The sequence below is a fragment of the Absicoccus sp. genome, from assembly GCF_034090965.1.
GTDB classification, from domain to species: Bacteria; Bacillota_I; Bacilli_A; order Erysipelotrichales; family Erysipelotrichaceae; genus Absicoccus; species Absicoccus intestinalis.
Map to the genome: position 1 here is coordinate 32,606 of NZ_JAXDRQ010000034.1, position 10,508 is coordinate 43,113.

Sequence of the window (10,508 nt, forward strand, 5' to 3'; positions counted from 1 at the left end):
TGTTATAGTAAATTAGGGGGCCTTATGAATAAACGACATAGAGAAATTATTTTATATATTGAAGATTGCCAAAAATATAAAAGGAAATGCTCTTTAAATCGTTTGATCGATCATTTTCATGTTTCGGAGCGAACCATTCGATATGATCTTGATGAGATCTCTCGTTTTTTCACAAACAAACATTTGCCATCCCTCTTAATTGATGAAGATGGGAATATCACTTTTTTGGCTAATCATGAAGAAATTGCACAAGTCCTACAAAATAATGATTTTTATTCGTTTAAATTGAATAAAAATGAACGTGCCGCTATGATTTCTTATCTATTGCTGGAATCACCGGGTACGATGACTTTACAAGAACTAGCTGATGTTCTTTTAGTTTCTCGATCGACCATCATTCATGATGTCAATAATGCGCGGAAAATCATCTCACCTTATGATCTAGAAATTGTTCCTTTGTCTAAAGGCTTACAAATTGTTGGAAAAGAAAGTAATCGTCGCATTGTATTGATGAATATTTCCAATCAAATGAAAGTATTGGACTATTATCAAGGTCAAACCAATGATCAATTATCGGAAACAGATATACAGATCTTAGGCCAAATCATCCGGGATAATGAGTTACGATTCCATATGTTTTTGACCGATCGCTCTTTTTCTGAATTGTTACAATATTTAAAGATCATGATGCGTGAGATCAATAAAGGACGAAGTGTTGAGATTGATTATGTTTTACAACATCCATCGATGGCTGTATTGGCCGATCATATCCTTGATGCGATTGCTTGTACGTATGGCATAAAAATGATGTTGACTGAAAAATATCTACTTAGTGATATTTTATATAATTTTAAATATATAAAACGCAATGATATTGATGATCAATTGATGCGGATCCAGATCATTGCGAAAGAATTTATCGATCATTTAAATCAAGATATTCATGTGAATATCAAAAATGATTTTCAGTTTTATCAGAACTTAGTGAATCATCTTCAATCTACCTTTCAAGATATTCAAGTGAATACGAATATTGATAGAGGGCTTTTACGTACTGTCATTCAAAACAATCCACAAACTGTCAAGGCCATCAAGAAAAACATGGGGCCGTTAGAAGAAGTGGCTGGACGTAAGATTTCCGAAGAAGAAATTGCGTATATAACCATTCATGTGCAAGCAGCCATTGAAAGAAGCCGAGAACATAAGAACTCGATCTCGGTTTTATTGGTAAGTGATACAGGCTTAGGAGAAGTTACATTTTTAATTTCTAAATTACGCCGATTTTTCAACTTCAATATTGTTGGTGTGATTCCGCAACATGCTCTATCATTATATGATTTGAAAAATGTGGATCTGATTTTGACAACCGTTCCCATTCAAGAAACACGTTGTGAAAGCATTTTGGTCACACCGGATCTGAATGATGAAGAATGTATTGTTTTAGGTGATCGCATTGAGCAGATTCGATCGAAGAAGAAACATTCCGATGTGGATGAGAACTTTCGAAAACTGCAGATTCAATTGGCCAATGCCATTCAAGAATCCCCATTGGATAAAGAAACCATCTATAAAAATATCATTAGTGTATTGCGACAATTTGTATATCCAGATTCCAATCAAAATATTCAAGCCATTTTATCTTATTTGTTGAAAGGACATATTGAAATTGATGTGGAAGTAAAGGACTGGCAAGAGGCGATTCGTAAGAGTGCAAGAGTCTTGTTGGAAGAAAAATACATCAATGAAGTGTATGTTGATCAAATGATCGCAAATGTTGAAAAAGATGGACCTTACATTGTTTTATCACAAGGAGTAGCCGTTCCTCATGCTTCTCCCTATACGGGAGGATATAAATTAGGTATGTATTTGATTCGATTGAAAGAGCCTGTGTTATTTGGTGATAAAGCAGTACGTTATGTGTTCTGTTTATCTACGGTCGATAAGGACAGTCATTTAAAACCCATGTTTCATTTAATGAATTTATTAGCCAATCCCGAATTTATCCCTACCTTGGATCAATCAAAAAATCCAGACGAAATTTACTCGGTGATTCGTGATTATGAAGAAATGCTTTAGAGCACATTGATGCCGTGTTCAAGATAATTGGCTTTCAAAGCGACAGGAATAGAATCCGTTATCAGAGTGTAGGGTGAGCGTAGATCCACTTTGATGAAGTCGATCTTATCAAGCTTGGAGGCATCCGCCAAAACATAGAGAGGATGAATCGATGTGGATAGATATTCCAACAATTGGGTTTCTACCACACTGGATGTATAAATATGACCTTGTGCATCGATGGCATTGATGCCAATAAACGCTTTGTTGAGTTGAAGTTGTTTTAAGACATTGATGGCGATGGGGCCTGTCATGGACATAGATTTTTCACGAAGTTCTCCACCGACCAAATAAATTTTGATGTTTTTCTTTTGGGATAAACGCAATACGACATTGATAGAGTTAGTGACCACTTCTAAAGGAATATTGTTTGGAATTTCTTCCGCAAAGAGTTCTATGGTTGATCCACTCGCAATGAAAATGTGGTCATTGGCATTTAATTGCGTCAAGGCCTTTTTTGCGATTTGACATTTAATTTCAGTATTTACTTTTAATCGTTTATAGATCGTTGTTGATGTATCATATGTTTGTTTCGATTTTAATATGGCACCCCCATGCGTTCGTATGAGGATGCCTTTTTTTTCGAGTTCTGCCAAATCACGACGGACCGTCATAGGCGCGATATGGAACTTTTGACTCATAGTGGAAACACGAACAGAGTCATTTTGTTTCAATAATTGAATGATAGCTTGTTGACGTTGTTGCTTTTTCATACATTTATCATACGAAAAATGTTCGAAACAAACAATAATTCTTTCGAAATGTGGAAATTGGAACAAAATACACTAAAAAATTAGGTAAAAAAGATTCTTGTTTTCTATTCTGAGTGTACGAAAAGATACATTTGGAGGTAGAAACATGAAATGTGTAGCGATTGGCGATATGTTTCTAAATGAAGAGGCATTTCGCGAAGAAATCAATAAGTCTGGCTTATTTGATTCTTATCAAGGATTTACTTGGAAAGGCGATTTGGATCGTGTAGCAACACGAACATTGATTCGCAAGATTGAAACCGAAGGAAGTGAAGCGTATCCACTACCAGAAGACATTTTTAAAGCGGTAGTCGATGCAGATGTTGTTTTTGTTCACTTATGTCCCATTGGTCAAGAAGTGATCCAGCAGGCCAAACATCTGCAATATATCGTTTCTGCACGTGGAGGATTGGAAAATATTGCGGTTATGCAAGCGCAAGCCAAAGGCATTCATATCATTCATTGTCCAGCGCATAATGCCCATGCGGTCGCAGAATTGACGGTAGGTTTAATGATTTGTGAAACGCGAAATGTTGCCCGTGCCAATTATGCTTTGAAACAAGGAGAATGGCGTGAAAGCTATCCAAATTCTGGAAACATTCGTGAATTACGAAGCAGTCGTATTGGCATCATTGGTTTTGGTACGATTGGTCGTTTGGTTGCGGAACTTTTACAACCTTTCCATACAACGATTTTTGTTAGTGATCCATTCGTAGATGCAAAGGAAATCCAAGCAGCTGGATGCATACCGGTTTCCAAAGAAGAACTTTTAAAAGAAGCGGATATTGTAACGTTACATGGCCGCATTGGTCCCAATGATCCACCAATCATTGGCAAAAAAGAATTGGCATCTATGAAGTCCAGTGCATATTTGATCAATACGGCACGTGCCGTGTTGGTGGATATGGACGCCTTGGTTCATAGTCTAGAAACCCATCAAATCATGGGTGCTGCTATCGATGTCTTCCCTAAAGAACCTTTAGAAGCCAATGATCCAATCACAAAATTAGATAATATTACGATCACGAACCATCGTGGTGGCGATACAGTGGACTCGTGTATACGAAGCCCAGAACTATTGATTTCGTATGTAGAAGAAGCATTTAAAACGGGTAAAACGCGTTATATGTTGTAGGAGGCTTTTATGAAAGTAACAGATGCAAAATTTGTTCAGGATTATATAGCGATGGCCATGCATGGAGATGCCTTGGGGTGGCATGAACGGAATGGTGGTAATTTTACATATTGGCTGCAAGATGAAGATGTAGAGTCGATCAAAGAAGAGCTACAAGATTCGAATACGTGGTTTCCCATTGGTACAAGTGTTTCGTATCTAGCGAATGATTACTTTTTGATCAGTGGAACCGGTCAATTTTTTCACAATATGGAGAAAGATCCTGAACATACGATGGGGATCATTCAAGTCGACAAGACAGGTCAAAACTATCGCATTCTATGGGGATTGGCAGATGGTGGTAAACCAACCAGTGAATTACCCACTCATTTGATGAATATGGCAGTCAAAGGCAAACAGACAAAAGATAAAAATCGTGTGATCTATCATTGCCATTGTCCTAATGTGATTGCGCTTACGTTCATCCTACCTTTAGAAAGTGAAGTGTTTACACGCGAATTGTGGGAAATTATGACCGAATGTCCGGTGATTTTTCCAGAAGGTGTGGGTGTCGTGGAATGGATGGTACCCGGGGGACAATCCATAGCCATTCAGACGAGTAAAGAAATGGAAGAACATGGCTATAATGCGGTGATTTGGGCCCATCATGGCATGTTTTGTTCGGGTACGGATTTTGATCAGACGTTTGGTTTGATGCATACGATTGAAAAAGCAGCTGAAATTTGGTTGAAAGTTCACAGTGTTGTCCAGGTGCCTAGACAGAGCATTCCTTTGCAGGGATTGAAAGATGTGGGAGAAGCCTTTCATGTCACATTGAATCCAAATGCGTTATATACGAAATAGAGGGGGGTATACTTTTTTTCAAAATTGTTTGAAAAAGTCTACTCTGTTGGAATTGCAATTTTTCGTTTATATTGTAACCGTATACAAAAGGTTGCAACTTAATACTTTACGTAGAAGGAGGAAATGTGAAGTGGTAATTCTTGAATTTTTAAAATCATTGATCGATAACTTTGGAGCAGCTATCATTGTTCCTATTATTATCGGTATCATTGCTTTGATTTTCCGTGTAAAACCGCAAAAAGCATTCTTGTCAGCTTTATATGCCGGTGTTTCATTGGAAGGTATCTCATTGATGGTTGGTGCCTTTACACCAATTATTACGCCATTAGTACAAAATATGTCCGTGGTCATGAAAGGATTGACCGGTGTTAATTTAAGGGTTTTCGATGTTGGTTGGCAAGCGACCAGCTTGGTAGCATTCTCGACAAGCGCGGGTATGATTTATCTAGGACTAGGAATCGTCTTGCAGACAGTCTTATTCTTGATCAAATGGACAAAATGTTTCCAACCATCCGATTTGTGGAATAACTATTCCTATATGGTTTGGGGTGCCATGGTCATTGCCGTTACAGGTAATTTCCCATTAGGTATTGCCTGCATGGTTTTATGCAACTTATATAGTTTATTGGTTGCCGATATGTTGGCCAATCGTTGGTCCAATTATTACCAATATCCAAACTGTACGATCATTGCGATGCATAATATTGAACCAGGTATCTTCGCTATCGTATTGGATCCCGTCTTAAATTTGATTGGTATGAACAAGATCAAATTGAATCCACAATCTATTCAGGAAAAAATTGGTTGGTTAGGTGAACCAATGACAATTGGTTTTATCTTAGGTTTCATCATTGGTCTTTTAGGAAACATTAATAAGCTAGCTACAATGCAAGCTTGGGGCTCTATCTTTACAGCTGCTGTTGCTACGGCTGCTGTCATGGCTATTTTCCCATCCATTACGGGTTTCTTTGCCCAAGCGTTTGCCCCAATTACAGAAGGAGCACGTCAATTCATGGGTGATACCAACGACCGTGAATGGTTTATTGCCGTCAATGATGCTGTTGGATATGGTGAACCAGCTACATTAACTTGTGGATTGTTGTTGATGCCAATTATGGTCATCATTGCTTTCTTCCTACCAGGAAACCAAACATTACCAGTTGTTGACTTGGTTGCCATTCCTTATATGGTTGAAGGCTTGGTTGCTGTCTATAATGGAAATATGGCGAAAGTCATTGTTACGGGTATGATTTGGTTTAGCATTGGCTTGTTGATGTGTTCGGCAACGGCTCCAATCTTTACCGAAGTAGCGAAAGATGCAGGCTATGCGATTCCAGCTGGAGCCGCAATGATTACCTCATTTAATATCTTAGGAAAACCATTGGTTGGCTTAGTATTCTTTGCATTCTTGTCCAATAACCCAGTTATGATAGGTTTGGCTGTTGTCATTTATGCAGTAGCTTATATCGTTTATCGTACACATGCAAAAGGTATCGAAGCACACTTGGAAAAGATGGCTATGAAGAATGCCGGTTCTCCAGGAACGGAGGATTTAGCAGAAGCTTAAAAGAGTGTGAGAAATCACACTCTTATTTATAGGAAGGGTGCTACGTATGATTTGGGAAGATTTGAATAAGAAATTAATGATATTACATGCGGATGCCAAAACAACCAATGATGTTTTTGAACAATTGGGTACAAAATTTATCCAAGAAGGATTTTGTAAAGACAATTATGTGGAGGAATTGAAAAAAAGAGAAAAAGATTATCCCACAGGATTGGCAATCAATGGTTTTGGGATTGCGATTCCGCATACTGAAGCGGCCAATGTTCTCCATGAAGCCGAAGGTATCATGACATTAAATGAGCCAGTACACTTTGTGCAAATGGGAACCACGGATACGATCATCGATGTAAAAGTCGTTATGATGTTGGCCATTGAAAATCCAAAAGAACATATCAAAAAACTACAACGAATCATCACAATCATTCAAGATATGAATGTGTTAAATGAAATTTATCAAGCAAATACAGAGGATGAGATCATCCAAGTGATAAAAGAAAAAGAAAGAAAAATCGAGGAGGCTATTTAATCATGGCAAAATCAGTTAGAATTTTATCCATTTGTGGATCAGGTACAGTTACCAGTAGTATGGTGGCTTCAAAATTAAAAGAATATTTACAAGGTCAAGGGTATTCTGTAACATCTACCGAAGCAAAACCACAACAAGCTTTACAATTAGCACAATCGGGTCGCTTTGATATTATTGCCCACACCAGTCCGTTACCACGTGGTGACTATGGTATTCCTTGTGTGAATGCATTTGCTTGCATTACCGGTATGGGTGAAGATAAATTCTTTAAAGATTTTATGGATGCTTTAAAATCCGTTGGTAAGTAAATAGAAAAAATTAAAGGGGCAAAATCTTATGAATATTGATATAGAAAAAGTGAGAGGTTTATGTGATGCATCTCGAAATCAACAGATTTATGTAGATGACATCGTCATCGAGAAGGGAGCAATCCGTCGATTGCCTGAGATTCTCCAACAAAAATATGGCCAATATAAAAAGATTGCGATGGTTTGTGACGATAACACCTATGAAGCCGCTGGAAAAACAGTGGAAGAATTGGTTCCTTCAATCACGACCATTAAATTGGATCCCCATGGATTGCATGCAGATGAACATGGCGTAGGGGCCATGGACAAAGCCATGGAAGACCATAAAGATGTAGATTTTTTAATTGCGTGTGGTTCGGGAACGGTACACGATATCACCCGATATTATGCATACAATAATCATTTGCAGTTCTTGTCCATTCCTACTGCTGCATCGGTTGATGGCTTTGTTTCTACCGTGGCTGCGATGACATGGCACGGTTTTAAGAAAAGCTTTACAGCTGTTAGTCCTTGTTTCGTTTTGGCAGATAGTGAGATTTTCTCCAAAGCACCAAGCCGTTTAACGGCAAGTGGTGTTGGTGATTTAATTGGTAAGTTCACAAGTATTTGTGATTGGAAGATTTCCCATGCGATAACGGGTGAATATATCAGTATGCCCGTTGTGGAATGGGAACAAGATATCCTAAAAGCATTGATCGATAATTTGGATGGCATTGGTTCGGGTGATTTTGAAGCCTATGAAAATTTGATGTATGGCTTATTACTAAGTGGATTAGCTATGCAGATGATTGGTAACTCGCGTCCTGCGTCAGGAGCCGAACATCATTGCTCCCATTTGTGGGAAATGGCTACGATCAATGAACCAATTGATTTCTATCATGGAGAAAAAGTTGGCGTTGGACTTTGCATGGTCAGTGCTGTGTATAAAAAAGCACTTGAGAAAATCAAATCAGGTAATTACACAGTAAAAGATCATATGGATGTGGAAACAGACTTTATCAAGAAATATTTTAAGGAAAGTTTGGTGGATTCTATTTTGAAAGAAAATACACCAAATATCATGGCCGATATCAGTGGTGATTTATTGAAATCCAAAGAAGAGGAGATCATTGCCATTTTGGAAGAACTACCTAGTTCCGAACAAATTATCAGTTGGATGAATAAGGTACATGCCTTCACAACAATCACCGATTTGACATTACCAGAATCGTTGCGTCCATTGACATTGAAATTGAGTCCTTATGTCCGTCAAAGACTTACGTTCATGCGTTTGTTGAAGTTCTATGATTTCTATGATGAAATCATTGGAGAATAGCCCATGTTAGAAGATCTAAAACAAAAAGTTTTGGAAGCCAATAAGTTGTTGCCTGCCTATGGATTGGTTACTTTTACATGGGGTAATGTATCTCAGATCGATCGTGAAAAAGGAATTGTAGCCATTAAACCGAGTGGTGTTCCTTATGATGAACTCAAAAGAGATGATATTGTGCTAACCGATTTGGATGGCAATATTGTGGAAGGTGAGTTGAATCCAAGCAGTGATCTAGAGACCCATTTGGAATTCTATCGAAATTGGCCAAATATTGGTGGGGTTGTCCATACGCATTCCCAATGGGCAACGAGTTTTGCCCAAGCTGGATTGGATCTAAAAGCTTTAGGAACGACGCATGCAGACTATTTCTATGGCGATGTTCCTTGTACGCGGAAGATGACGGATGAAGAAATCCAAGGCGATTACGAATTAGAAACCGGTAAGGTGATCGTAGAGGAGTTCAAGACAAGAGGCATTGATCCCGATGAGATACCGGCGGTTTTGGTTCATTCACATGGTCCATTTGTTTGGGGCAAGGATGCCCAAAAAGCCGTGGAAAATTCTGTAGTTTTAGAAGAAGTTGCGAAAATGAATGCAACGGCAACGTTGCTTCAAAATAATCAGATTGATTCTATGCAACAAGTTCTCTTGGATAAACATTTTAAACGTAAACATGGTCCCAATGCCTATTATGGTCAAGGTAAATAGGGTAGATATTTAGACCTAAGCGGGGGAAATCCCGCTTTTTAAGGTGATACATATGTTGTTTGATTGGAAAAGAAAAGATCCCTATAAAGGTCTTGAAAAATTATCACAGGATCCCGATGGTATATTGGTGGATGTTCGAATTCCGGAAGAATATCATTTGAAACATTTAGAGGGTGCTATCAATATTCCGTTGGCAGATATCAAAACGTATCAAAACTATAAGGATAAACATTGGTATGTCTATTGTTTGGATGGATTTCGTGCGGAAATTGCCATGCATCGTTTACGCGATAAAGGCATCCAGGCTACAAATATCGGTGGAATTGCTCGTTATCGTTTTGACTCATGATACAATGTCTATGAGGTGTGAAATTTTATGGACAGACATTTTATAGAAGTACTTGAAGATAATCCAATTGTTGCTGCTATTAAAGATGAGGCTGGCTTGGAGGCAGCATTACGTACCGAAGTAGGCATTATCTTTATTTTACATGGGAATATTTGTTCTTTACCAAAATTAGTGGAGCGGATCAAATTGAATGGTCGTTTGGCCATTGTACATGTGGATTTGATCGATGGTTTATCCAATGATGATTCGGTATTGGATTATATTAAAAATGTGGCACATGCCGATGGAATCATCACAACCAAATTGAATTTGATCCAATATGGCAAAAAGATTGGGTTGTATACGATCCATCGATATTTTGTGCTCGATAGCATGGCTTTACAAAATATCATCAAACAGTCGCATACACGTGTACAGCCAGATGCGATCGAAATCTTACCGGGTGTCTTACAGCCAAAGATTATTCGTTATATCACAAAACATTCAACCGTTCCGGTTATGTGTGGTGGTTTGGTCACAGTCAAAGAAGATGTGATCAACTCATTACGCAATGGTGCCATTGCGGTATCGACCACTCGTCAAGATATATGGGATATGTAATACTTTTACAAAATAAAATAAAAAGCAATAAAAATATCATTGACAACCAAATATAATGCTTTATATAATCAATTTGGAAAAATAAATAAATATTGGAGGAACTGCTTATGGCAATGACCGATTTAAAAGAGATCCAAGAAAAGATGAAAGAGATCAAGACTTTCATTTTGGATATGGATGGAACCATCTATCTAGGAAATGATTTATTCCCTTATACACATAAATTCTTAGATAAAGTGGAAGATACAAGTCGTAATTATTATTTCTTTACGAATAATTCATCCAAGGATTTG

General features: G+C 37.9%; 11 protein-coding genes and 1 pseudogene. 11 read left to right on the forward strand and 1 reads right to left on the reverse strand.

The annotated features are described in order from the left end of the window. Positions 1 to 24: 24 nt before the first annotated feature. A complete protein-coding gene (locus tag SOS22_RS04895; RefSeq protein WP_320596511.1) occupies positions 25 to 2,076 on the forward strand; it encodes a BglG family transcription antiterminator in 2,052 nt (683 codons plus the stop codon). Here SOS22_RS04895 and SOS22_RS04900 read toward each other — a convergent pair. Further along, positions 2,073 to 2,828, reverse strand: coding sequence for a DeoR/GlpR family DNA-binding transcription regulator (locus tag SOS22_RS04900; RefSeq protein ID WP_320596512.1), 756 nt, complete (start codon positions 2,826 to 2,828; stop codon positions 2,073 to 2,075). The genes SOS22_RS04895 and SOS22_RS04900 overlap by 4 nt on opposite strands. A 145-nt stretch (positions 2,829 to 2,973) precedes the next feature. Here SOS22_RS04900 and SOS22_RS04905 point away from each other — a divergent pair, with 145 nt between their 5' ends. The 10 genes and pseudogenes from SOS22_RS04905 to SOS22_RS04950 form a co-directional block, all read left to right on the forward strand. Beyond that, positions 2,974 to 4,002 carry an NAD(P)-dependent oxidoreductase gene (locus SOS22_RS04905; protein ID WP_320596513.1) on the forward strand — a complete coding sequence of 343 codons (1,029 nt, stop codon included), beginning with the start codon at positions 2,974 to 2,976 and terminating at the stop codon, positions 4,000 to 4,002. A 9-nt stretch (positions 4,003 to 4,011) separates the two neighbouring features. Then, positions 4,012 to 4,845 carry a rhamnulose-1-phosphate aldolase gene (gene rhaD / locus SOS22_RS04910; RefSeq protein ID WP_320596514.1) on the forward strand — a complete coding sequence of 278 codons (834 nt, stop codon included), beginning with the start codon at positions 4,012 to 4,014 and terminating at the stop codon, positions 4,843 to 4,845. Between the two features lie 130 nt (positions 4,846 to 4,975). Continuing rightward, complete coding sequence (locus SOS22_RS04915; RefSeq protein ID WP_320596515.1) at positions 4,976 to 6,412, forward strand: PTS galactitol transporter subunit IIC; 1,437 nt, start codon at positions 4,976 to 4,978, stop codon at positions 6,410 to 6,412. A 46-nt stretch (positions 6,413 to 6,458) separates the two neighbouring features. Next, positions 6,459 to 6,938 (forward strand): PTS sugar transporter subunit IIA, encoded by a 480-nt coding sequence (locus SOS22_RS04920; protein WP_320596516.1) that lies wholly within the window; start codon positions 6,459 to 6,461, stop codon positions 6,936 to 6,938. A gap of 2 nt (positions 6,939 to 6,940) precedes the next feature. Next, positions 6,941 to 7,246: a PTS sugar transporter subunit IIB gene (locus SOS22_RS04925; RefSeq protein ID WP_320596517.1), complete on the forward strand. Its 306-nt coding sequence runs from the start codon at positions 6,941 to 6,943 to the stop codon at positions 7,244 to 7,246. 28 nt (positions 7,247 to 7,274) lie between these two features. Further along, positions 7,275 to 8,561, forward strand: coding sequence for a sn-glycerol-1-phosphate dehydrogenase (locus SOS22_RS04930; RefSeq protein WP_320596518.1), 1,287 nt, complete (start codon positions 7,275 to 7,277; stop codon positions 8,559 to 8,561). Positions 8,562 to 8,564: 3 nt separating this feature from the next. Then, positions 8,565 to 9,266, forward strand: coding sequence for an L-ribulose-5-phosphate 4-epimerase (locus SOS22_RS04935; protein WP_320596519.1), 702 nt, complete (start codon positions 8,565 to 8,567; stop codon positions 9,264 to 9,266). Between the two features lie 52 nt (positions 9,267 to 9,318). Further along, complete coding sequence (locus SOS22_RS04940) at positions 9,319 to 9,615, forward strand: rhodanese-like domain-containing protein (protein ID WP_320596520.1); 297 nt, start codon at positions 9,319 to 9,321, stop codon at positions 9,613 to 9,615. A gap of 27 nt (positions 9,616 to 9,642) precedes the next feature. After that, entirely contained in the window at positions 9,643 to 10,215 is a 573-nt protein-coding gene (locus SOS22_RS04945) for a glycerol-3-phosphate responsive antiterminator (protein ID WP_320596521.1), read from the forward strand. A 107-nt stretch (positions 10,216 to 10,322) separates the two neighbouring features. Continuing rightward, positions 10,323 to 10,508 (forward strand): annotated as a pseudogene (locus SOS22_RS04950) (HAD family hydrolase); the annotation flags it as partial.

What these genes read in the sequence shown, in the direction of transcription:
- SOS22_RS04895 (WP_320596511.1), top strand. Translation starts at nt 25, where the DNA reads ATGAATAAACGACATAGAGAAATTATTTTATATATTGAAGATTGCCAA.
- SOS22_RS04900 (WP_320596512.1), bottom strand. Translation starts at nt 2,828, where the DNA reads ATGAAAAAGCAACAACGTCAACAAGCTATCATTCAATTATTGAAACAA.
- SOS22_RS04905 (WP_320596513.1), top strand. Translation starts at nt 2,974, where the DNA reads ATGAAATGTGTAGCGATTGGCGATATGTTTCTAAATGAAGAGGCATTT.
- rhaD (WP_320596514.1), top strand. Translation starts at nt 4,012, where the DNA reads ATGAAAGTAACAGATGCAAAATTTGTTCAGGATTATATAGCGATGGCC.
- SOS22_RS04920 (WP_320596516.1), top strand. Translation starts at nt 6,459, where the DNA reads ATGATTTGGGAAGATTTGAATAAGAAATTAATGATATTACATGCGGAT.
- SOS22_RS04925 (WP_320596517.1), top strand. Translation starts at nt 6,941, where the DNA reads ATGGCAAAATCAGTTAGAATTTTATCCATTTGTGGATCAGGTACAGTT.
- SOS22_RS04930 (WP_320596518.1), top strand. Translation starts at nt 7,275, where the DNA reads ATGAATATTGATATAGAAAAAGTGAGAGGTTTATGTGATGCATCTCGA.
- SOS22_RS04935 (WP_320596519.1), top strand. Translation starts at nt 8,565, where the DNA reads ATGTTAGAAGATCTAAAACAAAAAGTTTTGGAAGCCAATAAGTTGTTG.
- SOS22_RS04940 (WP_320596520.1), top strand. Translation starts at nt 9,319, where the DNA reads ATGTTGTTTGATTGGAAAAGAAAAGATCCCTATAAAGGTCTTGAAAAA.
- SOS22_RS04945 (WP_320596521.1), top strand. Translation starts at nt 9,643, where the DNA reads ATGGACAGACATTTTATAGAAGTACTTGAAGATAATCCAATTGTTGCT.